The following is a 20,786-nucleotide window of genomic DNA, read 5'->3' as shown; positions in this document are numbered from 1 at the left end:
GTCAGCGCTGGTCGGCCGGGAGGAGACAGATGGACGGGCGTCAGCGCCCCGAGGCGGGCACGGGTACGGACGGGCCGCCGGAGGACTGGACGGACCGCCTGCCCTGGACCCGGACGGACGCCCTGGTGGCCATCGGGGCCGGCACCCTGGACCTGCTCGGCTACCTGCTCCTCGGCCAGCTGAACGACAGCAGCAGCATGTCCGTGCCGGGCTTCGCCGTGGTCGTCCTGGCCGGCCTGCCGCTGCTGGCCCGGCGCAGCCGCCCGGTGCCGGCGCTGGCCGCCGTCCTGGTGCTCCAGGCGACGGCCGACCTGCTCTCCCCGAGGGGCCCGCACTTCGGCGCGGTGCTGATCGTCGCGCTGTACTCGGTCGGGGTGAGCCGGCGCGTCCCGGTGACCGTGGCCGCCGTGGTCGTGACCTCGGTGACCACCACGCTGAGCCAGCTGCGCTTCGACGCCCCGATCTGGCCGCAGCTCCTCGCCGACCCCGTGGCCGCCGTCCTGGTGGGCGCGGCCGGTCTGGCGGTGGCCCGCTGGCAGCGCGAGGTGGCCGCCAACCGGCGACTGCTGGCGGACCGGGCGGTGGCCGACGAACGCCGCCGGATCGCCCGGGAGCTGCACGACATCGTGGCCCACCACATCACCACCATGCAGCTGATGGCCGGCGGCGCCCGCGCCAACCTCGGGGACCAGGAGGTGGTCCGGGACGCCCTGGTCGTGCTGGAGTCCTCGGGCCGGCTGGCGCTGCGCGAGATGCGCCAGTTGCTGAACGTGCTGCGGACCGGGGACGAACCGGACGCCGCCCCGCCGCTGCCCCAGCCCGGGGTGGCGGAGCTGGACCGGCTGGTGGACGAGTCCCGGGTGGCCGGGCTGCCGACCGAGTTCACCGTCGACGGGCCCCCGCGCCCGCTGCCGCCGACCCTCGGCCTGACGGTCTTCCGGATGGTCCAGGAGGGCCTCACCAACGCCCGCAAGTACGCCGGCCCCGCCCGGGCCACCGTCCGGCTCGCCTACCACCCGGACCGGGTCACCGTCGAGGTGCGGGACGACGGCGGCGGCGCGCCCCCGCCGGAGCCCACCGGCCGGACCGGGTACGGCCTGCTCGGCATGCGCGAGCGGGTCGCCCTGCACGGCGGCACCCTCACCACCGGTCCACAGCCGGGCGGCGGCTTCGCCGTGATCGCCGAACTCCCACTGACCGACGCCGAGTCGGCCGAGGCGGCCGTCCAGCACGGGCAGCTGGCGGCGCGATGACCGACCGCACCGCCGCCGGTCCCACCGGCACCGCTGACACCACCGGCACCGCCGGAACCGCTCCCGCGATCCGGGTGCTCCTCGTGGACGACCAGCCGCTGGTCCGCCGCGGCCTGTCCCTGATCCTCTCCCCCGACCCGTCCCTGACCGTGGTCGGCGAGGCCGAGGACGGCGAACAGGCCGTCGCCGCCGCCCTCCGGCTGCGCCCCGACGTCGTGGTGATGGACATCCGGATGCCCGTGCTGGACGGCGTCGGCGCGACCGAGCGGCTGGCCCGGGAACTGCCCGGCTGCCGGGTCCTGGCGCTGAGCACCTTCGACATGGACGAGTACGTGGTGGCCGCGCTGCGCGCCGGTGCCCACGGCTTCCTCCCCAAGGACGTCTCCCCGGAGGAGCTGGGCGCGGCGATCCGGACGGTGCACGGCGGGGAGGCGGTGGTCGCCCCCCGGCTGCTCACCCGGCTGATCTCGGCCTACGTCCGGGCACCGGCCGCCGCCACCCCGCCGCCGGCCGTCGCCACGGGCGAACTCACGCCCCGGGAGGTCGAGGTGTGGCGGCTGATCGCCACCGGCCTCGACAACGCCGCGATCTCGCTGGCCCTGGAGATCAGCCAGTCCACCGTGAAGAACTACATCACCAGCATCTTCGGCAAGCTCGACGTCCGGGACCGCGCCCAGGCGGTGATCGCCGCCTACGAGTCCGGCCTGGTCACCGCCCGTACGGGCGACGGCGACCGGGCCGGACGGGGCACCGACTAGTCCAGGCTCTTGAGGAAGTCCAGCAGCGCCTCGTTGACCTCGGCCGGGCGCTCCTGCTGGGTCCAGTGGCCGGTGTCCGGCAGCCGGAGGTGCCGGTGCAGCCTGGGCAGCCGGCCCAGCAGGTAGGCCAGCGCCTCCGGCGGCACCATCGCGTTGACCAGGTCCTGCTCGCCCGCGATGTACAGCGCGGGCACGTCGACCGTCACGCCGTTGAAGGCGGCCAGCAGTTCGGCGTTGCGGTCCAGGTTGCGGTACCAGTTGAGGCCGCCGGTGAAGGCCCGCTCGCCGTGGGTCGCGTAGTCGGCCTCGAAGGCGTCGAGGTCGGCCTCGGTGAGCCAGGCCGGCAGCCGCTCCGGCTCCGGGACGGTGTCCAGCAGCTTCTTGCCCTCGGGGACGATCCACGGGCGCGGCCGGCCGTCGGGCTGGATGCCGCACAGGATGCGCCGCAGGCTGGTCCGGACGTCGGCGGCCAGTTCGGCGTCGGCCCGGCCGGGCTCCTGGAAGTAGATCTGGTAGAAGCCCTCGCCCCAGTTCTCCCGGGCGGCCGGGAGCGGCGGCGGGCCGCCCAGCGGCAGCGGCGGCACGCTCAGCCCGGCGACCCCGCGCACCAGGTCGGGTCGCAGGGCGGCGGTGGCCCAGGCCACCGGCGCGCCCCAGTCGTGCCCGACCACCACGGCCCGCTCGGCGCCCAGCGCGCCGATCAGCGCCGTCGCGTCGCCGACCAGGTGGAGCAGGGTGTACGCGTCCACGGCCGCCGGCTGCGCACTGCGGGCGTAGCCGCGCTGGTCGGGGGCGACCACCCGGTACCCGGCCGCGGCGAGCGGCGTGAACTGGTGGCGCCAGGAGTACCAGCTCTCCGGGAAGCCGTGCAGCAGCAGGACCAGCGGCCCCTCGCCCTGTTCCGCGAGGTGCAGCCGGACACCGTTCACCTCGATCTCGCTGTGCTTGATCGCCTCGTTCAACTCCCGCTCCAGTTCCGGTAGATGGGTAGGTGGGTCAGCCCTGAGCCTCCTGCCCGGCTCCACCGGCCGCCAACCCCGGCGGTTCCGCCACCCGCCGGGTGCGGCCCGGGAGCACCGGGCGCGGCACGTCCCGGAGCACCGGGCGCGGCACGGAAGCAGCCGAGGCCGCCCCGGAACTCCGGGACGGCCTCGGCCTCAGGCTGTTGCGCTGAACTGGTTGAGCGTCAGTTCACCGTGTAGCTGTAGGGGATCGCCGCGAGCACCGCACCGGTGGTGCCGAGGCTGTTGTTGGCGGTCGGCACGAAGGTCGGGCCGGACACCAGGTAGAGCAGACCCTTGACCGTGCTGCCCTTCGGGCCGGTCGGGGTCACGGTCACCTGCAGCGAGCCGGTGGCGCCGGGGGCGACGGTCACCGGGGCGGCGGCCGGGGCCGTGGCGTTCACCGCGGCGGCGTACGGGTCACCGGTGCTGGAGGTCAGCGCCGGGTCGAACGCCAGGGTGTGCGCGGTGGCGCTGATGTTGGCGGTGCCCTTCGGCGCGCCGGCGGGACCGAACGGGCCGATCTGCTGGACGAAGGTGCCCCAGGCACCGGGGACGATCGGCTGCTCGGCGCTGCCCTTGGAGGTGGCGACCGAGATGGCGGAGCCGTCCTGGGCCTTCTTGAGGTCACCGAAGAGGTCCGGCGAGGCGGTGGTGGCGCTCAGCTCGATCTGCGCCGGCGTCGAGGACGCCGCCACGGCCTTGAGCTGGTCGGTGCTCGGCGGCACCAGGAAGCTCGGCACCGAGGAGGTCAGGCTCAGCGGCAGGTTGACGCTGGCCGAGGCACCCTGCGGGACGAGCGGCAGGTCGACGCGCTTGTCGAGGCGGCCGTCGGCCGCGATCGACTGGGTGGCGACCGTGTTGTTGGTGTAGTCGACCTTGACGGTGACCGGCTTGCCGGCCGCCAGCTTCGTCTTCGGGTCGTTCGGCAGACCGGCCGCGGTGGCCTGGTTCTGGTTGAACGCGATGCTGCCGGCGAAGTCCTGGGCGAGCTGCTGGCCGCTGACCGGGCCGAGCACGTTCAGGACGAAGCGCCAGTGGCCCTCGGCCGGGTTGATCGTGGTGGCCGAGACACCGTTGCCGGCGCCGGTCAGGTTGCCCTGGGCGTCGAACAGCGTGTTGCCCTCGATGTCGACCGGGGTGCCGTTCGGGCTGATCAGGGCGCCCTGCATGAACAGGTTGGCGTCCTTGCCGACGGTGACGCCGACCCGCAGGTCCTTCTGGCCCTTCGGGACGTCGAAGCCGTAGGCGAACATCTGCGTCGGCGAGGAGCCGCGGCCGTTGCCACCGGTGATGGTGCCGGTGAAGCTGCCCTTGCCGTCCTTGACCGGGACGAGGCTGCGCAGCACGACCGGGACGCTGGTGGTGTTGCCGTTCGAGCTGGAGACGAGGACCGCCTCGCTGCTGTCACCGCTGGTCGCCGGGGTGGTGAGCTGGACCTTGAGGGTCTTGGTCTCACCGGGCTTGAGCTCGGTGGTGTTCGGGCTCACCGCGCCGGCCGGGACCGCGCGCTGGGTGGAGGTGCCGAACTGGACGTCGCCGGTGTAGCCGGCCTTGCCCGCCGGGGTGTACATGATGGCGGTCCACTCACCGGCCACCGGGTGCGGGACGTCGACCAGGCCGAAGTTGGCCGGGGTGGCGCCGCCCTGCGGACGGGTGTTGGTCTCGAAGCGGCCCGACGGGTCGAGCAGCGTCATGCGGACCACGGGACCGTTGGTGACCGGGTTCGGGCCGCCGTGCCAGGCGATCGACGCCGCGAGGCGGTCGGCACCGGCCGGAACGGTGAACTTGACCTGCTTCTGCACCCAGGTGGCACCGTTGGTGGCGTACTTGAAGGTGTCGGTCGAGGCCGAGTCCAGCTTGACGACCTGCTGGTTGGTGGCCTGCGGGGCGAAGCTGCGGGTGGTGGCGCTCACCGACTGCGGCTCGTCACTGGTGTTGGTGACGGAGACGTCGGCGGTGTGGGTCGAACCGGGGGTGCCGGAGATGCTGACCTGGCCGGTGTTGACCACGACGGTGCGGGCACCGTCGGTGCCGTCGCCGTCGTCGTAGCCGCGGGCGGCCTCGACGGCGGCCCGGACGTTGAGCAGACCGGCGCCCTGCTCCTCGGCGGGGACGCCGAGGTCGGTGGCGGTGCCGGTGAGGAACTTCTTCACCAGCGCCGGGGACGGCGAGTCGCCGCCGTGGGTGTCGCGGTAGGCCTGGATGACCAGGGCCGCGGCACCGGTGACGAACGGGGCGGCCTGGCTGGTGCCGCCGAAGGGCTGGATGTTCGAGCCCTTGCCGTTGAAGTTGGTGCAGTCCGCGTACTTGGTGGTGTCGGCGGTGCACAGCGCCCAGTCCGACTCGCCCGGGGCGACCAGGTCGAGGGTGCGGCCGGCCATGGTGAAGCCGCCCGAGGAGAGCGCGGAGATCCGGCTGTTGCTCCAGGTCTTGTTGGAGAACTTGGAGGCCGCGTAGCCGGTCTGCTGGTAGTTCTGGTTGTCCGTCGACGCGCCGACCGAGATCACGTACGGGTCGGTGGCCGGGGTGCCGATGGTGCCGCTGATGCCGGCGTCACCGGTGGAGACGGCGACGGTGACACCGGCCTTGACGGCCTGCTCGTTGAAGAGCGCGATGGTGTCGTGGGCGCCGCTGTCCGGGGTGACGTTGCCGCCGAAGGACTCGTTCAGCACGTCCACGTGGGCGACCCGCACCGCGTAGTCGATGGACTGCAGGATCGACGAGTTGGACATCATCTCGCCGCCGGCCTTGAGGGCGACCAGGTCGGCGTCCGGGGCGAGGCCGCGGATCTTGATGTTGCAGCCGGCCGGCAGCGGGTGCGAGGCGTTGACGAACTGCGAGACGTCGTAGGTCTGACGGCCCTGGGCGATGACCGCCGAGGCGTCGCCGAAGGCCTCGGCGCCACCGCTCGGCGCCTCCCAGCCCTCACCCGAGAAGTCCTGGTGGTCGACCACGGCGTGCGAACCGTCGGCCCGGATGAAGTCCGGGTTGTTCGGGTCGAGCGCGTCGGCGATGTAGGCGACCTTGACGCCCTTGCCGGTGGCCAGGTTCTCCACGCCGGGGTTGCCGTTGCCGCTGTAGGCCCGGACCGAGTAGAGGCCCTCGGGCTCCAGCAGCGGCTTGGACGGGTCGGAGGGGCAGACCGTGTTGGTCGCGTTCTCCTGGGAGCCCTGGCCGTTGCTGCCCGAAACGGCCTGCGAGGCGTCGCCGGACTTGCCGGAGGCCGTGGCCGCGGTGTCCGCCTTCTTGGCCGTGGTCGAGGCGACCGGGGCCACCTGGACCTGAGCGTCCGGGACGACGGCGGCGACCGCCGGGTCGGACAGCAGCGAGGCGCGCAGCGCCGGGCTGACCGTGGCGGAGAAGGCGTTGCCGACCACGAAGCTCTTGACGTTGGAGCCGCCGTTGGCCTTGACCTTGTCCAGCAGCGGCTTCTGCGCGCTGGCCGTCTTCTGCTGACGGGCGCCGAGGTGACCGTGGTCGGCCGGGGCGTCCGCTATCTGGTCCTTCAGGATCACGATCACCGGTGCCGGCGACCCGTCCGAGGACGCCGCCTGGGCGTTCTGCGGATCCTGGGTCGGGGCTGCGCTCGCGATGGTCCCGAGGCTCAGGACCATGGACGCGGCGGTGACGGTGACGGCGGCTGCTAGCTGGGTCTTGCGCCAGCCGATCAATGGACATCCTTTCGTCTGATGAGACGTCAGGTTGCACGATCCAGCCTACGCGAATCCTGGTCGGACGCGTGGTTGCTCCGGACCGCGCGTCCCGACAGCGGTCGCATTCCAGCGCATCCGGCACGACCACGACAAGGGGTTAAAACCCCATCAGAAAGTAAAAATGACCATCAGAAAGTAAAATACACAGTATAAATCCGGCCGTCATCGCCCCTTTTTCACCGATCAGAGCCGGTCAGGGACGGTCAAAACAGGCTTCCGCAGCCACAAAAACGTCAGTGGCGGACTCCGGTCACTGGCGGAACATCGCCACCCCGCCCACCTGCTGCCTCTTTGTCGACACCGCGACTCTTCTTCCCCGTCGACGGCCCTCGAAACAAACAATGCCCGGCAAGCAGAACGGACGGGGCGGCCGGAGAGTTCACCCCAGTCGTTCCCGGGCGTCCGCCAGGTCCTCGGCTGTCGGGGCGTCGTCCTGGGTCAGCCGGTGGCGCCAGTAGCCGGTGAAGTCGATGTCCGACTTCGGCACCCCGTACTCCTCCACCAGGCAGCGGCGCAGTGCCCGCACCGCGCCCGCCTCCCCGCCCAGCCAGGCGAAGGGCCGCCCGGCCGGCAGCACGCCGCCCCGGAACGCCGAGGCCAGCAGGGCGCCCGGGGCCGCGCCGTCGCGGTGCAGCCAGCGCACCTCCAGTTCGGCGCGGGTCGCCAGCTCCTGACGCTCCGCCCGGTCCGCGACCTCGATCCAGGCGTACGCCCGCACCCCCTCCGGCAGGGCCTCCAGCAGCGTCGCCACGGCCGGCAGGGCGGTCTCGTCGCCGGCCAGCAGCACCCAGTCGGCCGCCGCCGCGGCCTGGGCGAACGGGACCGGCGGGGCGTACAGCGCGGAGGGCCCGACCATGCCGAGCCGGTCCCCCGGCGCGGCCCGCAGCGCCCAGGCGGCGGCCGGGCCGGTGTCGCCGTGCAGCACGAAGTCGATCTCGATCCGCCGGGTGCCGGGGTGCCTGCGGCGCAGGGTGAAGCTGCGCAGCACCGGGCGGTCGGCCTCGGGGATCGCCAGGTAGGCCTGGTACCAGCCCATCGGGTCGTCCTGCTGCGCGGGCAGGGCCGGCTCGCGCCGGCCCGGGCGCGGGAAGCAGAGCTTGAGCTGCTGGTCGGGCGTGCCGCCCACGGTGTCGTCCAGGGCCTGCGCCTCGAAGACGACCCGGGCGGTGCGCGGCGTGATCCGGTCGACCGCTACGACCTCGATGAAGGTGACGGGCAGAGTCATCGCGTAACCCCTCGCTGGACGGAATCCTGATAACTTACGGCATAAAGAGTTGCTCTCGCGAGGATACTTTACGCCATAAGGAGATGTCGGGATGACCGTCTACGCCGGGCAGGGAGACGCCCACCGCTCGCTCGCCCTGCTGTGGGGGCACCCCGGGGAACCGCGCACCGGGCGCAGCGGCCCGAAACCGGGACTGAGTGTGGACGCGATCGTGTCCGCCGGAATCGCGGTGGCCGACGCCGAGGGAATGGCCGCCCTGTCGATGCGCGCCGTGGGCGAACGGCTCGGCCGCACCGCGATGGCGCTCTACACCTACGTGCCCGGCAAGGCCGAACTGCTCGACCTGATGCACGACCGGGTGCTCGCCGAACTCCCCGCCGAACTCCCGCCCGGACCGGCCCAGTTCGACAACTGGCGGGCCGCCGTCACCGCCTGGGCCGAGGAGTTGTACGCCTGCTACCTGCGCCACCCCTGGGTGCTCCAGGTCTCGCAGGCCCGCCCCGTCCTCGGCCCGGCCGAACTCGCCGCCATGGAACACCTGTTGACCGCACTGCAGCCCGCCGGCCTGCCACCCGGGCGGCTGCGCGGGGCGGTCGCGGCGCTCTGGCAGTTCGTCCGCGGCACGGCCGCCACCACCGCCGACGCCCGCGGCGCGGCGGCCGCCACCGGCGTCACGGACGAGGAGTGGTGGAGCACCCGCTCCGCCCGGCTCGCCGAACTGGCGCCGGACTTCCCCCGGCGCTTCCCCCTGCTGACCGCCCTCCAGAGCGCGGCCGGCGCCGCCCCCGGGGACGAGGACCGGGACGCCTTCCGCACCGGCCTGGCCGTCCTGCTCGACGGAGTGGCCGCGGGCACCGGCGCCTGAGTGCGCCCGATTGCCCGAGTGCCCGAGTGCCTGAGGCGCCGGGCCGGGAGGCGGGCCGGGCGCTACCCCCGCCGGGCCGCGGGGATCGCCAGCAGGGCGCCGAGCACCAGCAGTACGGCGTACCCGGCGGTCTCGTGGCCGTCCGGCACCAGGAAGCGGACGAAGCCGAACAGCCGGAAGCCCCCGAGGTGGTCGGCCAGCAGGCCGGTGCCACCGCCCAGGATCAGGACGAAACCGAGGTAACCGAGCAGGGTCTTCATGCCCCCGAGCCTAGGAATCCACGGTCCCGCACCCAACCGACTTTCGGTGCGACCGGCGTTGACCAAAGTCGCGCCCCGCCCTCCCTCCGGACGGAGCAGCAGGCACGGCGGCCCGGCGGCTGCGCCGGTACGTTCGCGGTGTGCAGCCAAAGCGTGTGCAGCGGAAACCGCAGCAGAAACCACCGACCGTCGCCAGGGTCGCGGCCGCCTCCGCCGCCTCCGCCCTGGTGCTCGCCGTCGGCGCCCCGGCGGCCCTCGCCCAGGACGCCGCCTCCACCGTCGGCGGCGAGCGGCTCGGCCGCCCGGCCGTCCAGGTCGCGCCGCTGGCCGGGGCCCCCGCCCTGCCCGCCGAACTGACCGGCCGCTCCTGGCTGATCGCCGACGCCGGCACCGGCGAGGTGCTCGCCGCGCGCGACGCCCACCGGCCGATGCCCCCGGCCAGCACCCTCAAGATGCTGTTCGCGGACACCGTGCTGCCCAAGCTCGACCGCGCCACGGAGCACCAGGTCACCACCGCCGAACTCGCCGACCTCGGCGTCGGCAGCAGCCTGGTCGGCGTCAAGGAGAACCTGCCGTACCGGGTCGAGGACCTCTGGCGGGGCGTCTTCCTCAGCTCCGGCAACGACGCCGTGCACGTCCTGGCCCACATGAACGGCGGCGTCCAGCAAACCGTCCGGGAGATGCAGGCCCGCGCCCAGTCCCTCCAGGCCCTGGACACCAAGGTGGTCTCCCCCGACGGCTACGACATGGACGGCCAGGTCTCCTCCGCGTACGACCTCACCCTGTTCGCCCGCGCCGGGCTGCGCAACGCCGACTTCCGGTCCTACTGCGCCACCCGTACCGCCCGCTTCCCCGGCGGACTCGACAAGACCACCGGCCAGCGCACCGCCTTCGACATCGCCAACACCGACCGGCTGCTCGGCAAGTACCCCGGCCTGATCGGCGTCAAGAACGGCTACACCACCAACGCGGGCGCCACCTTCACCGGCGCCGCCGAACGCGGCGGCCGCACCCTGCTGGTGACCGTGATGCACCCCGAGGCGCAGGGCAAGGTCTACGACGAGGCCGCCAGCCTGCTGGACTGGGGCTTCGCCGCGGCGGGCAAGGTCCAGCCGGTCGGGCAGCTGGTCGAGGACCTCGCCGCGCCGAAGGGCACCGCCGCGGGCGGCGCGCCGGGCGCCCCCGCCGCCCCGTCCGGCGGCGCCCCGCAGGCCGCCGCCGACAGCGAGGCCGACCTGCCGCCCTGGTCCCGCACCCCCGTCCTCGACGGCAACGACTCCGTCCTCGCCCCCGCCCTCTGGACCGGCGCCGCCGTCGCCACCGGGCTCGCCGTCTGGGGCACCGCCCGCGGCTCCGCCCGGCGCCGCGCCGCCCTCGCCGCCGCCCGCACGGCTCCCACGGCCCCGACACCCAGCGGCGGGCGCACCGGCACCGGCCGGATCGGCGCCACCGGCGTCGGCAGCCGATCCGGCCGCCGCCTCACCCGCCGGGCCCGAGCCCTCCTCCGCGGCACCCGCCCGCGCCGGGACGGCTGACCCGCGAAAGCTCCCCTAGACTTCCGGCCATGACCACGCCCGACCCCGCCGCCGCGGCCCGGCTCGCCCGGATCGTCAGCCTCTCCTCCGGCAACTACCTGCTCGTCACCACCTACAAGAAGGACGGCACGCCGGTGCCGACTCCGGTGTGGGTGGTCCGGGACGGGGAGGCGCTCGGCGTCTGGACCGTCGCGGACTCCTGGAAGGTCAAGCGGATCCGCAACCGGGCCGACGTCCTGGTCGGCCCCTGTGACGTCAAGGGCCGCCCGACCGGCGACCAGTACCCGGCCACCGCCGAACTCCTCACCCCCGAGCGCACCGCCGCCTACCGCACCCTGCTGCGGCAGAAGTACGGGCTGCTCGGCGTGCTCACCCTGCTGGGCAGCCGGCTACGGCGCGGCGAGCGCGGCACCATCGGCATCCGGATCACCCTGACGGACTAACGGACGGCGCCCTCCTGAGCGGCGCCCTCGCGCGAGCGGACCGCCGGGCCGGGGCGCGGCTGCGACGTGGCAGGCTTGACCGCCATGGAACATGACGAGGCCGCGCCGCCGCCCCTGCTGGTGGTGGACGGCGCCAATGTGGTCGGCTCGGTCCCCGACGGCTGGTGGCGCGACCGGCGCGGCGCCGCCGAACGCCTCCGGGACGCCCTGGTCGCCGTGGCCGCCCGGGGCGTGCCGGAACACCCCGGCCCGCTGGAGGTGGTGCTGGTGGTCGAGGGCGCGGCCCGGGGCGTGACCGGACTGCCGGAGGTCCGGGTGGTGTCGGCGGCGGGCAGCGGGGACGACCGGATCGTGGAACTGGTCCGCGAGGCCCGCGCCGGGGATCCGGCACGGGCCTGCCTGGTGGTCACCGCCGACCGCGAACTGCGGGCCCGGGTGGGCGCGTTGGGGGCGGAGGTCACGGGCCCGCGGAGCGTCCGGCGCTGAACCGGGGGCCGGCGGCCGTCCCGTCGCCTACCGGTCCTGGGCGACGAACCGGCTGAGGAGGTCGTGCAGTTGGCCCCGCTGCTCGGCGTCCAGGACCACCAGGAGTTCCGCCATGGCGCCGCGGAACAGCTCTCCCGCTTCCCGCAGGCTCCGCTCGCCCTCCTCCGTGATCCGGATCCCGTAGGCCCGGCGGTCGTTCGGGGTGCGTTCGCGCCGCAGCAGGCCCCGGCGCTCCAGGTCGTCGACGATTCGCACCAGGGTGGACTTGTCGATGCCGAGCGCCGCGCCCAACTCCCGCTGGCTGCGCGCCTTTCCGTCCCGGACCGCAGTGAGCACGCCGGCGTGCTGCAGCTCGATGCCGGTCGGCCGGGCGGCCTGGTTGGCCTTGGCGCGGGCGAGTTGGTGGGCGCGGTACATCAGCAGTCCGAGGGCGGCCGGATCGCCTGCGCCGCCACCGCCGGGGTCAGCATGACCGGCCCCGACCTGTGGGAGGTCACCGAGATCGAGCTGCCCCCGGACGCCGCGGGCATCACCGTCGACCGGCTCACGCTGCGCCGGATCATGCTGCGGGGCCTGGCCGGAGCGACCCGCTTCGGCGCGGGCTTCGCCCGCTACGAGCTGCCGGCGGACGGCACCGTACGGGTCCTGCTCACCGACGGCACCACCGCCGAGGGCGACCTGCTGGTGGCCGCGGACGGGGCCGGCTCCGCCGTCCGGCGCCAGCTGCTGCCGGACTTCCGGGTCACCGTGCGGGACAGCCGGATCATCTACGGCCGCACCCCGCTGACCGACCCCGTCCGGCGGCTGACGCCCCCGGCCGCCCTGGCCGGCTTCCTGGGCGTGATCGGCCCGGACGGCCGGCAACTCGCCCTGGCCGCGCAGCACTTCCGCCGCGACCCGGCCGAGTTCGGGCTGCCGCCGGCCGCCGACTACGTCATGTGGGGCATGACCGCGCCGACCGCCGTCTTCGGGCACCCCGGGCCGGAGTTCTTCCGGCTCGGCGCCGCCGAACTGCTGGCCCTGGCGGAACGGGCCGTCGCCGACTGGCACCCGTCCCTGGGCGCGCTGATCCGGCTCGGGGAGCCCGGGTACGTGGTACCCGCGGGCATCCAGACCTCCGAGCGCCCCGAACCGTGGCCGCCGGTGCCCGTGACCCTCGTCGGTGACGCGGCCCACCCGATGGACCCGGTCGGGATCAGCGCCGGAGTCGCCCTCCACGAGGCCGGGCTGCTCGCCTCCCGACTGCTCCCCGACGTGCCCCTGCTCGACGCCGTCCGCTCGTACGAGACGGAGATGCTCGACCACGGCTTCGCCGCGGTCGCCACCGCCACCCGCCACCACGGCGGCGACCGGTCGGGGTGAGCGTGCGGCCCGGGACCGGGGTGCGGAAGCAGCTCAGCCGGTCAGCGAGTCGACCGGCGGGCGGACCTGGAGGGCGTTGATGCCCCAGTGGATCGACGGGTCCGAGGTGTGCACGGTGAACTGGAAGTCCCGGCCGGGACGGGCGGGGATCTGCACCGAGCCGACGCCGACGGAGTCCACCGGGCACTGCACCGTGAAGTCGGCCGGGGCCAGGCCGCCGACGTGGACCTGCACCGAACCGCCGCCCTGGCAGCCGACGGTGATGTCGATCGGCAGCGACTCGATCGCCGAGGCGGTCACCGCGCCGCCGTTCCCGATCCAGTCCGGGATCGAGAACATGGTGTCCTCGTCCGGGGTGGGCGGCAGGATCTGGCCCGTCCCCGGGCCGCCGATCGGCGCGTCCGGGCCCGATCCGTCGGTCGGCTGCGCCCACGCCGCCCCGGCGAACGCCACCGAGGCCCCCAGCACCGCGGCCGCCACGGTCAGTGCGCGCGTCTTCTTCTGCTTCGTCGTCAGCATCGTCATCCCCCCGGATGTCGTCATCCGTGCCGGTCCTCGGCACGCAGACGATCGTACGACGCCCGAAGGGCGGTGGCGATCGTGACGAACGCCACCCGATCGGCCCAGGAGGTTCGGGAACCAACCGCTCCGGCCGTCCGACAGCTGGGGGGTGAAGGCGAAATCGCCGGGAGTCCGGCCGTTGAGTGTGCTGGTGGGGTTCGCCCTGCTGCTGGTGGTGGTGTTCGTGGTCTCGTACGCGGTGGGGCGGCAGGCGGGGCCGGTGGCTCCGGGGCTGACGCCGAGCCGGGGTGGCGGTTCCTCGCCCGGCATGGGCGGGCACGACATGGGCGGGATGCGGTGAGCCCCGTCGCGGGGGTGGACACCGGGGAGCTGGTGTCCACCGATCTGGCGGTCGGCGGGATGACCTGCGCGGCCTGCGTGGGCCGGGTGGAGAAGCGGCTGGGCCGGATCGACGGGGTGACGGCCGGGGTGAACCTGGCGACCGGCCGGGCCCGGGTGCTGCACCCGGCCGGGGTGTCCGTGGACGAGCTGGTCGCGGCCGTCGAACGGGCCGGGTACACGGCCGAGTTGGCGACCTCCGGGGTGCTCGGCGGCTTGCCGGAGGAGGAGCCGGACGAGCGCCGGCGGCTGCTGGTCACCGCCCTGCTGGCCGTCCCGGTGCTGGCCCTGTCGATGGTGCCGGCGCTCCAGTTCGACGCCTGGCAGTGGGTCTGCTTCGCGCTGGCCGTGCCGGTGGTGACCTGGGGGTCGGCCGGCTTCCACCGGCGCGCCCTGCAGGGGCTGCGGCACGCCGCCACGACCATGGACACCCTGGTCAGCCTGGGCGTGGTGGCCTCCTTCGGCTGGTCCGCCTACGCGCTGTTCCTGGGCGGGGCCGGGGAGTTGGGCATGCGGATGCCGTTCTCGCTGACCGCCGACGGCGGCGGCGCGGCGCACGTGTACCTGGAGGCGGCGGTCGGGGTGCCGCTGTTCGTGCTGGCCGGGCGGCTGCTGGAGGGCCGGGTGCGCCGCCGCAGCGGCTCCGCGCTGCGGGCGCTGGCCGAGCTGGGCGCCAAGCAGGTGTGCATCCGGGCGGAGGACGGCGAGGAGCGCCTGATCCCCGTCGAACTGCTGCTGCCCGGGCAGGAGTTCGTGGTGCGGCCGGGCGAGCGGGTGGCCACCGACGGGGTGGTGGTGGAGGGCGGTTCGGCGCTCGACCTGAGCCTGCTGACCGGGGAGAGCGTGCCGGTGGAGGTCGGCCCCGGGGACGCCGTGGCCGGGGCGACGGTGAACGTCGGCGGCGCGCTGGTGGTGCGCGCCACCGCCGTCGGCGCGGACACCCAACTGGCCCGGATCACCGCCCTGGTGGCCGAGGCCCAGGCCGGCAAGGCCCGGGCGCAGCGGCTGGCGGACGCGGTGGCCGGGGTCTTCGTGCCCTGCGTGCTGACGGTGGCGGTCTGCGTCCTGGGCTTCTGGCTGGGCGCGGGCGCGGCCCCGCAGGCGGCCGTCACGGCGGCGGTCGCCGTCCTGGTGGTGGCCTGCCCGTGCGCGCTGGGCCTGGCCACCCCGACGGCGCTGCTGGCCGCGACCGGGCGCGGCGCCGAACTGGGCGTGCTGGTGCGCGGCCCCGAGGTGCTGGAGAGCCTGCGCCGGGTGGACACCGTGGTGGTGGACAAGACCGGCACGCTGACCACCGGCCGGATGGAACTGGCGGCGGTGACGGTCGCCGAGGGGTGCGCCGAGACGGAGGTTCTGCGGCTGGCGGGCGCGGTCGAGCACCGCTCGGAGCACCCGATCGGACGAGCCGTCGCGGCCGCCGCCCGGGAGCGCTGCGGGGCGCTGCCCCCGGTGGACGGCTTCGCCGCCACCACCGGCCTCGGGGTGTCCGGCACCGTCGAGGGGCGCCCGGTCCGGGCCGTCCGGCCGGACGGCGACAGCAACGCCAACGGCAACGGCAACGGCGGCGGCGACGCGCTGCCCCCGGAGCTCGCCGCGGCGGTGACCGCCGCCGGGGCGGCGGGCCGCACCGCCGTCCTGGTGGAGCTGGACGGCCGGCCCGCGGCCGTCCTGGCGGTCGGTGACACCCTGCGCTCCGGCAGCTGGCGGGCCCTCCACCGGCTGCGCGGGATGGGCCTGGAGGCCGTCCTGCTGACCGGGGACGGCCCGGGCGCGGCCCGGGCGGTGGCCGCCGAGCTGGGCATCGAGCGGGTGCACGACTCGGCCTCGCCCGAGCGCAAGGCCGAGGTGGTGGCCGAACTGCGGGCCGCCGGACGGACGGTGGCGGTGGTCGGCGACGGCGTCAACGACGCGGTCGCGCTCGCCTCGGCCGACCTCGGGGTGGCGCTGGCCTCCGGCAGCGACGCCGCGATCGGCGCGGCCGGGCTGACCCTGGTGCGCGGTGACATCGAGGCGGTGGTGGACGCCGTGCGGCTGGCCCGGCAGACCCTCGCCACGATCCGGGCCAATCTGCTCTGGGCCTTCGGCTACAACCTGGTGCTGATCCCGCTGGCGGCCGTCGGGCTGCTGAACCCGATGCTGGCGGCGGTGGCGATGTCGCTCAGTTCGCTGCTGGTGGTGGGCAACAGCCTCCGGCTGCGCACCTGGGAACCGGGGCGCGGGCGGGCGACGGGGAGCCTGGCGACGGGGGGCCTGGCGACCGGACGCGGCAGGGCGGGCACCCCGAGGACGGCAGGCCGGGCGAAGGGCGGTCCGCGGTGAGGATACCCAGGCCGCTCGACCGGCTGAGGACCGTCGGCCCGCCGGTCGGCGCGGCAGCGCTCGCCCTGGCCCTGCTCAGCGGCTGGACGGCCGTCGGCGGCGCCGGCGGCCCCCGCCGGGTGGAGGCCGGCCCCGGCTGGGTGCTGCTGCCCACGGCCGGCGCGGCCACCGCCACCGCGGCCTTCTTCACGATCCGCAACCCGGGTGACGTACCCGACGAACTCACCGGCGCCGAATGGGAGTTCGGCGGCACGATCACCCTCAAGCGGCACCTGCACCAGGGCGCGGCGGGCCGCTGGGAGCCGGCCCCCGCCCTGCCCGTCCCCGGTCGGGGCGAACTGGCGATGTCCCCCGAGGACTCCGACCTGATGATCCCCGCCCCGCCCCCGCTCCGGCCCGGCCAGTCGGTGGGCTTCACCCTCACCTTCCGGCACAGTCCGCCGCTGCACCTGACCGCCGAGGTCCGCACGGCGGCGGACCGGCCGCGCTGAGCCGACCGGCCCGGTGCCGGGAAGCCCGCGCGCTCCCCGGCACCGGGCCGGGCCCGTTCAGCCGAGCGTCTCCTCGACGGCCCGCCGGGGCGTCGCCGCACCGGGCGGGCCGTACCCGACCCGCAGCACCAGCTGGACGTGCCCCGGGCCGGCGGCCGGGTCGCGCAGCGCCCAGCAGAGGTCCGGCCACTCGAGCGCCTGGTGCCAGACCGTCAGCCGCACCCCGTGCGCGGTGGCCAGCAACCAGACCCGCTCCAGCGCCTGCCCGGTGCGCAGCCAGTCCAGCGGGCCGTCACCGGGGGTGGTCAGGGTGACCAGCTGCGGCAGCGCCTCGAACCGCCGCTCCGGCCCGACCGGCGGCGCGGGCGGCGCGCCGGGGGTTGCTCCGGGGGTCGTGCCGTACGGCGGGCGGCCCGCGAACCGGCGCATCGGGACCCTCGCATCGCGGTCCTGGGAGCCGAGCGCCTCGTACGGGATGCCGTCGGTGGCCTCCCCCGGCGGGCGCAGCCAGGCACGGCTCTCGGCCACCCGGGCCGGGTCGTCCTCGCCACGACGCTCCGCCTCGGCGGTCAGCGCCAGCACCCGCCGGACGCCGTCCTCCTCCAGGACGGCCGCCGCCACGCCCTCCTCCGCGGCGGCGGTGAGCAGTTCGCCGAGCACCGCCTCGGGCACGTCCCGCTGGGCGAAGGGCTCGCGGCTGGAGCGGCGGGCGGCGACGGCCGGGTGGAGGTCGCGGCCGAAGGGCAGGCGTTCGCGGGCCGGCGCGGAGAGGTCGAGCAGGGCCAGCAGGCCGGGCTCGGCGGGCTCCGGGAGCAGCCGGACCACCGCCTCGCGGCCGAGCTGCCCGGCGGCCACCCGCAGGTTGAACACGGCGGCGCCGACCGCGATGTGCAGCGCCGCGCCGACCGGGTCGGCCAGCGGCACCGCGCGGGAGGGGTCGGCGTGGACGGCGAGCCCGCGGCCGTCCGGGGTAGGCACGAAGCGCCAGGGTTGGCTGTTGTGGAGCGACGGCGCTGCGCCGCCCGCCGCAGCGAGCAGGCGCAGCTCCGCCGGGGTGAGCGTCGGGGTCGGAACCGGGGTGCGCATCATGGCGATCAACTCCTCACGACCGTCCGTCGGTCGACGACCTCGACCGCGGAGTCCTCGCTGCTTCCGAGCGTGCGCGCCGTGCCCCGGCGGGGGCCAGTGCCGAAAGCCCCGCCTCCGCCGGGTCGTCCGTCACCCGTGCGGGACGACCGCCACCGGGGCCTCGGCGTGGTGCAGCGCCGCGTGGGCGATCCGGCCGAGCCGGGGGCCGAACTCGACCGGGCGGCGGCGCCGGCCCACGACCACCAGCCCGGCCCCGGCGGAGGCCTCCACCAGGCCGCGCGCGGCGCCCAGCCGGACGTCCTCGACCACCTCGACCCCCGGGTGCCGCTCGCGCGGCCCGGCCAGGGCGAGCGACAGCAGCTTCGCCTCCAGCGCCTCCAGCTGGGCGACCTCCCCCGCCGGCACGGCCCCGCCCGCGTAGCCGAACAGCGGCGGCAGGTCCCAGCCGTGCACCGCCCGCACCGCGACGCCGCGCAGGGCGGCCTCCTGGAAGGCGAAGGCGAGCACCTCCTCCTCGGGCGCGTGGGCGTCCACGCCGACCACCACCTCGCCGGACCCCGCCCCCTCGGCACCCGGCCCGGCCTCCCGCACCACGACCACCGGCGTGCCGCTGCGCCCGGCCACCGCCATGCTGACCGAGCCGAGCAGCAGCCCGGTGAAGCCGCCGCGCCCGCGCGAGCCGAGCACCAGCAGCTCGGCGTCGGCGGCGGCCGCGACCAGCCCGTCCACCGGGGCGTCCAGCACCGTGTCGGTGTCCACCACGAGCTCCGGCCGGCGCTGCCGGACGGCGTCCGCGGCCTCGGCCAAGGTGCGCTCGGCGGCCGCCGGGAGGTCGTCGGGCCCGGCGTAGGAGGACACCCCGTCGGTCAGCCACGGCCAGGCGTGCACCAGCCGCAGCGCCGCCCCGCGCCGCCGCGCCTCCTCGGCCGCCCACTGGGCGGCGGCGGTGCTCGCCGGCGAGCCGTCGACTCCGGCCACCACGGTTGACGTCATGACGGTTCCTCCACTGTCTCGGCACCGGAGACGGTGCGCACTGACGCCCCGTCCGCTCTGCTTCCACCCTGTGGTCCGCCGACGGTCCGCCGCCAGAGGCCGCAAGCCCCCCGCCCACAGGACGAAAGACCCCCCGGCGAACAGTACGGGCGACCCCGGCCGCCACCGCGCCGACACCCGGGCACTACGGTTCGTACCGAGCGTTCCCGCTGGTCGGACGGCCCCGGTCCGGCCTGGCCGGTGGGGGTCGACGGGCCAGGGCGGGCAGGAGGAGGACAGCGGTGGGCGGAGCGGACGGCAGCGCGGCGGGTGGCGGCGCACGGATGCCCCGGCTGCGCCTGGACGAGCTGCTGGAGGAGCTCCAGTGGCGGATCGACGCGGCGCGCGGCACCCAGAACCGGGTGCACAGCCTGCTGGAGGCCGTCCTCGCGGTCGGCCGGGAGCTGGACCTCGCCCAGGCGCTGCACCGGATCGTGGAGGCCGCCGTCGACCTGGTGGACGCCCGCTACGGCGCGCTGGGCGTGATCGGGCCGGACGGGCACACCCTGTCGCAGTTCCTGACGGTCGGTCTGTCCGAGGCGGAGATCGAGGGGATCGGCCCGCCGCCCTCCGGCCGGGGCATCCTCGGCGAGCTGATCCGCCATCCGCGGCCGCTGCGCTGCCCGGTGCTGTCCGAGCACCCGGCCTCGGCCGGCTTCCCGGCCGGCCACCCGCCGATGCACACCTTCCTGGGGGTGCCGGTACGGGTGCACGGCGAGGTGTTCGGGAACCTCTACCTGACCGACAAGCGCGGCGGGCTGGACTTCGACGAGGACGACGAGGCGGTGATCGCCACCCTCGCGGTCGCCGCCGGGGTCGCGATCGACAACGCCCGGCTGTACGAGGAGGCCCAGCTGCGCCAGCGCTGGCTGCGGGCGAGCACCGAGATCACCCGCAGCCTGCTCTCGGGCGCGCCGCGCCTGGAGGTGGTGGAGCTGATCGCCCGCCGGGCCGGGGAGATCGCCGGGGCCGAGCTGGCGGACGTCTCGGTGGCGCTGGCCGGGCCGGGAGAGCGGGCCGAGGAGCTGGCGGTGGAGGTCGCGCTCGGCGCCGAACCCGCCGCCCGGCTGGGGGTGACGGTGCCGGTGGACGGCACGCTGTCCGGCGCCGCGTACGCCTCCGGCTCCCCGGCCACCAGTGACGACCTGGCCGCCGACACCCGCTTCCCGGCCGGTCCGGCGGGCCGCTTCGACGGGCTGGGTCCGGCCGTCGCGGTGCCGCTGGGCACCGGCTCCGGGTACGGGCGGGGCGTGCTGCTGCTGGCCCGGGCGCAGGGGCGACCCGCCTTCGGGCCGGAGGAGACCGGCCCGCTGCTGGGCTTCGCCGACCAGGCGGCGCTCGCCCTGGAGCTGGCCGAACGGCGGCGCGACGCCGAGCAGTTGAACCTGCTGGAGGACCGCGACCGGATCGCCCGGGACCTGCACGACCTGGCCATCCAGCGGCTCTTCGCCACCGGGATGACCCTGCAGAGCGCGACCCGGCTGATCGAGAGCCCGGCCGCCGCCGACCGGGTCGCCCGGGCGGTGGCGGACCTGGACGAGACCATCAAGATCATCCGTTCGACCATCTTCGGCCTGCGCGCCCACAGCGAACCCGACCGCGGCCTGCGCGCCCGCGCCACCCGGGTGGTCACCGAGGCCCAGGGGCCGCTCGGCTTCGCACCCCGGCTCAGCCTGGAGGGGCTGCTGGACACCGACGTCCCGCAGGAGCTGGCCGAGCACGTGGTCGCCGTGCTGGCGGAGGCGCTCAGCAACGCCGCCCGGCACGCCCGGGCAGGCCGGGTCGAGGTCACCCTGCGGGCCCTGGCCGGGCGGGTGGTACTCACCGTCACGGACGACGGCACGGGCATCCCCGAGGGCGGCCGGCGCAGCGGGCTGCGCAACCTCGCCGAACGCGCCGAGCGGGTCGGCGGGGCCTTCACCCACGGGCCGGCGGACGACGCGGGCGGCGGCACCCGGCTGGTGTGGGAGGCCCCGCTCGGGTCCTGACCGGCGGCCCGTACCCGCCGCTCCCGTACCCGCCGGGCCCACCGCCGTACGGGGGAACTCCGC

At 75.4% G+C, this 20,786-nt stretch carries 19 protein-coding genes; 11 read left to right on the top strand and 8 right to left on the bottom strand.

What is annotated here, in order from left to right:
• The first annotated feature begins 29 nt into the window (after positions 1-29).
• Together AB0F71_RS09975 and AB0F71_RS09970 are read left to right on the top strand one after the other, a co-directional pair.
• Positions 30-1,253: a sensor histidine kinase gene (locus AB0F71_RS09975; RefSeq protein WP_360230497.1), complete on the top strand. Its 1,224-nt coding sequence runs from the start codon at positions 30-32 to the stop codon at positions 1,251-1,253.
• Entirely contained in the window at positions 1,250-2,011 is a 762-nt protein-coding gene (locus tag AB0F71_RS09970; protein ID WP_360230495.1) for a response regulator transcription factor, read from the top strand. Before AB0F71_RS09975 ends, AB0F71_RS09970 begins: the two co-directional genes overlap by 4 nt.
• Here the strand turns inward: AB0F71_RS09970 and AB0F71_RS09965 are convergent.
• From AB0F71_RS09965 to AB0F71_RS09955, 3 genes are all read right to left on the bottom strand, one after another.
• Positions 2,008-2,973 (bottom strand): alpha/beta hydrolase, encoded by a 966-nt coding sequence (locus AB0F71_RS09965; RefSeq protein ID WP_360230493.1) that lies wholly within the window; start codon positions 2,971-2,973, stop codon positions 2,008-2,010. The genes AB0F71_RS09970 and AB0F71_RS09965 overlap by 4 nt on opposite strands.
• Before the next feature lie 224 nt (positions 2,974-3,197).
• Positions 3,198-6,686, bottom strand: a complete 3,489-nt coding sequence (locus AB0F71_RS09960; protein ID WP_360230491.1) for a S8 family serine peptidase — start codon at positions 6,684-6,686, stop codon at positions 3,198-3,200.
• 421 nt (positions 6,687-7,107) lie between these two features.
• Positions 7,108-7,953: a siderophore-interacting protein gene (locus AB0F71_RS09955; protein ID WP_360230489.1), complete on the bottom strand. Its 846-nt coding sequence runs from the start codon at positions 7,951-7,953 to the stop codon at positions 7,108-7,110.
• Positions 7,954-8,044: 91 nt separating this feature from the next.
• Here AB0F71_RS09955 and AB0F71_RS09950 point away from each other — a divergent pair, with 91 nt between their 5' ends.
• Positions 8,045-8,818 carry a TetR/AcrR family transcriptional regulator gene (locus tag AB0F71_RS09950; RefSeq protein ID WP_360230487.1) on the top strand — a complete coding sequence of 258 codons (774 nt, stop codon included), beginning with the start codon at positions 8,045-8,047 and terminating at the stop codon, positions 8,816-8,818.
• Between the two features lie 62 nt (positions 8,819-8,880).
• On the opposite strand, the gene AB0F71_RS09945 is transcribed toward AB0F71_RS09950, so the two are convergent.
• Positions 8,881-9,078 carry a hypothetical protein gene (locus AB0F71_RS09945; protein WP_360230485.1) on the bottom strand — a complete coding sequence of 66 codons (198 nt, stop codon included), beginning with the start codon at positions 9,076-9,078 and terminating at the stop codon, positions 8,881-8,883.
• A 224-nt stretch (positions 9,079-9,302) separates the two neighbouring features.
• Between AB0F71_RS09945 and AB0F71_RS09940 the strand changes: the two genes are divergently transcribed.
• The 3 genes from AB0F71_RS09940 to AB0F71_RS09930 all read left to right on the top strand — a co-directional run bounded on the left by AB0F71_RS09940 (position 9,303) and on the right by AB0F71_RS09930 (position 11,542).
• Positions 9,303-10,613 carry a D-alanyl-D-alanine carboxypeptidase gene (locus AB0F71_RS09940; RefSeq protein WP_360230823.1) on the top strand — a complete coding sequence of 437 codons (1,311 nt, stop codon included), beginning with the start codon at positions 9,303-9,305 and terminating at the stop codon, positions 10,611-10,613.
• A 29-nt stretch (positions 10,614-10,642) separates the two neighbouring features.
• Positions 10,643-11,056: a PPOX class F420-dependent oxidoreductase gene (locus tag AB0F71_RS09935; RefSeq protein WP_360230483.1), complete on the top strand. Its 414-nt coding sequence runs from the start codon at positions 10,643-10,645 to the stop codon at positions 11,054-11,056.
• 84 nt (positions 11,057-11,140) lie between these two features.
• Positions 11,141-11,542, top strand: coding sequence for an NTP pyrophosphohydrolase (locus AB0F71_RS09930; protein WP_360230481.1), 402 nt, complete (start codon positions 11,141-11,143; stop codon positions 11,540-11,542).
• A gap of 27 nt (positions 11,543-11,569) precedes the next feature.
• Here the strand turns inward: AB0F71_RS09930 and AB0F71_RS09925 are convergent, their stop codons facing one another.
• The gene (locus AB0F71_RS09925; RefSeq protein WP_360230479.1) at positions 11,570-11,959 is read right to left on the bottom strand and encodes a MarR family winged helix-turn-helix transcriptional regulator; all 390 of its coding nucleotides are present in this window, start codon (positions 11,957-11,959) and stop codon (positions 11,570-11,572) included.
• Here AB0F71_RS09925 and AB0F71_RS09920 point away from each other — a divergent pair.
• The gene (locus AB0F71_RS09920; RefSeq protein ID WP_360230477.1) at positions 11,945-12,904 is read left to right on the top strand and encodes a hypothetical protein; all 960 of its coding nucleotides are present in this window, start codon (positions 11,945-11,947) and stop codon (positions 12,902-12,904) included. The genes AB0F71_RS09925 and AB0F71_RS09920 overlap by 15 nt on opposite strands.
• A gap of 33 nt (positions 12,905-12,937) precedes the next feature.
• On the opposite strand, the gene AB0F71_RS09915 is transcribed toward AB0F71_RS09920, so the two are convergent.
• Positions 12,938-13,447: a hypothetical protein gene (locus AB0F71_RS09915; RefSeq protein ID WP_360230475.1), complete on the bottom strand. Its 510-nt coding sequence runs from the start codon at positions 13,445-13,447 to the stop codon at positions 12,938-12,940.
• Positions 13,448-13,604: 157 nt separating this feature from the next.
• Here AB0F71_RS09915 and AB0F71_RS09910 point away from each other — a divergent pair, with 157 nt between their 5' ends.
• From AB0F71_RS09910 to AB0F71_RS09900, 3 genes are read left to right on the top strand one after another with little or no spacing between them, the layout of a single operon-like run.
• On the top strand, positions 13,605-13,766 hold the full coding sequence (locus tag AB0F71_RS09910) for a hypothetical protein (protein WP_360230473.1): 162 nt from the start codon (positions 13,605-13,607) through the stop codon (positions 13,764-13,766).
• Positions 13,763-16,123: a heavy metal translocating P-type ATPase gene (locus AB0F71_RS09905; RefSeq protein ID WP_360230471.1), complete on the top strand. Its 2,361-nt coding sequence runs from the start codon at positions 13,763-13,765 to the stop codon at positions 16,121-16,123. The genes AB0F71_RS09910 and AB0F71_RS09905 overlap by 4 nt, the downstream gene beginning before the upstream one ends.
• Complete coding sequence (locus tag AB0F71_RS09900; RefSeq protein WP_360230469.1) at positions 16,120-16,614, top strand: copper chaperone PCu(A)C; 495 nt, start codon at positions 16,120-16,122, stop codon at positions 16,612-16,614. Before AB0F71_RS09905 ends, AB0F71_RS09900 begins: the two co-directional genes overlap by 4 nt.
• A gap of 57 nt (positions 16,615-16,671) precedes the next feature.
• On the opposite strand, the gene AB0F71_RS09895 is transcribed toward AB0F71_RS09900, so the two are convergent.
• The gene (locus AB0F71_RS09895; protein WP_360230467.1) at positions 16,672-17,703 is read right to left on the bottom strand and encodes a hypothetical protein; all 1,032 of its coding nucleotides are present in this window, start codon (positions 17,701-17,703) and stop codon (positions 16,672-16,674) included.
• Between the two features lie 129 nt (positions 17,704-17,832).
• Entirely contained in the window at positions 17,833-18,696 is an 864-nt protein-coding gene (locus tag AB0F71_RS09890) for a universal stress protein (protein WP_360230465.1), read from the bottom strand.
• Between the two features lie 323 nt (positions 18,697-19,019).
• On the opposite strand from AB0F71_RS09890, the gene AB0F71_RS09885 reads away from it, so the two are divergent.
• Positions 19,020-20,723: a GAF domain-containing protein gene (locus tag AB0F71_RS09885; RefSeq protein ID WP_360230821.1), complete on the top strand. Its 1,704-nt coding sequence runs from the start codon at positions 19,020-19,022 to the stop codon at positions 20,721-20,723.
• Positions 20,724-20,786 lie beyond the last annotated feature (63 nt).

The organism is Kitasatospora sp. NPDC028055 (assembly GCF_040637885.1).
Classification (GTDB): Bacteria; Actinomycetota; Actinomycetes; order Streptomycetales; family Streptomycetaceae; genus Kitasatospora.
This window is presented reverse-complemented; position numbering and strand designations above follow the sequence as displayed.

Coding starts and splice junctions, on each gene's coding strand:
- AB0F71_RS09955 (WP_360230489.1), bottom strand. CDS start 7,953: ATGACTCTGCCCGTCACCTTCATCGAGGTCGTAGCGGTCGACCGGATC.
- AB0F71_RS09970 (WP_360230495.1), top strand. CDS start 1,250: ATGACCGACCGCACCGCCGCCGGTCCCACCGGCACCGCTGACACCACC.
- AB0F71_RS09935 (WP_360230483.1), top strand. CDS start 10,643: ATGACCACGCCCGACCCCGCCGCCGCGGCCCGGCTCGCCCGGATCGTC.
- AB0F71_RS09930 (WP_360230481.1), top strand. CDS start 11,141: ATGGAACATGACGAGGCCGCGCCGCCGCCCCTGCTGGTGGTGGACGGC.
- AB0F71_RS09950 (WP_360230487.1), top strand. CDS start 8,045: ATGACCGTCTACGCCGGGCAGGGAGACGCCCACCGCTCGCTCGCCCTG.
- AB0F71_RS09915 (WP_360230475.1), bottom strand. CDS start 13,447: ATGACGACATCCGGGGGGATGACGATGCTGACGACGAAGCAGAAGAAG.
- AB0F71_RS09945 (WP_360230485.1), bottom strand. CDS start 9,078: ATGAAGACCCTGCTCGGTTACCTCGGTTTCGTCCTGATCCTGGGCGGT.
- AB0F71_RS09925 (WP_360230479.1), bottom strand. CDS start 11,959: ATGTACCGCGCCCACCAACTCGCCCGCGCCAAGGCCAACCAGGCCGCC.
- AB0F71_RS09895 (WP_360230467.1), bottom strand. CDS start 17,703: ATGATGCGCACCCCGGTTCCGACCCCGACGCTCACCCCGGCGGAGCTG.
- AB0F71_RS09975 (WP_360230497.1), top strand. CDS start 30: ATGGACGGGCGTCAGCGCCCCGAGGCGGGCACGGGTACGGACGGGCCG.
- AB0F71_RS09890 (WP_360230465.1), bottom strand. CDS start 18,696: ATGACGTCAACCGTGGTGGCCGGAGTCGACGGCTCGCCGGCGAGCACC.
- AB0F71_RS09885 (WP_360230821.1), top strand. CDS start 19,020: ATGCCCCGGCTGCGCCTGGACGAGCTGCTGGAGGAGCTCCAGTGGCGG.